At 71.1% G+C, this 349-nt stretch carries 1 pseudogene; it reads right to left on the reverse strand.

Annotation, left to right across the window (positions count from 1 at the left end):
* Positions 1 to 349, reverse strand: a pseudogene (locus ASD66_RS25350) (hypothetical protein); the annotation flags it as partial.

The following is a 349-nucleotide window of genomic DNA, read 5'->3' on the forward strand; positions in this document are numbered from 1 at the left end:
GGGGATGAATTGCATCGGGCCGACCGCGCGGTCGTGCTTGGCGTCGCGGTCGTACTGGCCGGCGTCGGTGTCGAGGATCGCCTGGGTGTTGTTGGAGCCGTTGAGCGCGATGCCGTAGATGCCGGGGCGGGAGATGCCGTCGGTGCCGAGGGTGTTGTTGCCGTAGCGGCCGTGGTCGGACTCGACGCGGCCGATGGCGCCGACCAGCTGCCACGGGATGTTGCAGGTCTTGTCGGCGGCGTTGATGACCGTGGCGGCGCGCTGGTAGGCGGCCAGGGCGGCGGAGGGGATGCCGTTGGTGGAGGCGGTCTGGACGATCTTGTCGCCGGACCCGCGGGGCACGCCGAGG

It is taken from the genome of Nocardioides sp. Root151, from assembly GCF_001427925.1.
In the GTDB taxonomy this organism is placed as follows: Bacteria; Actinomycetota; Actinomycetes; order Propionibacteriales; family Nocardioidaceae; genus Nocardioides.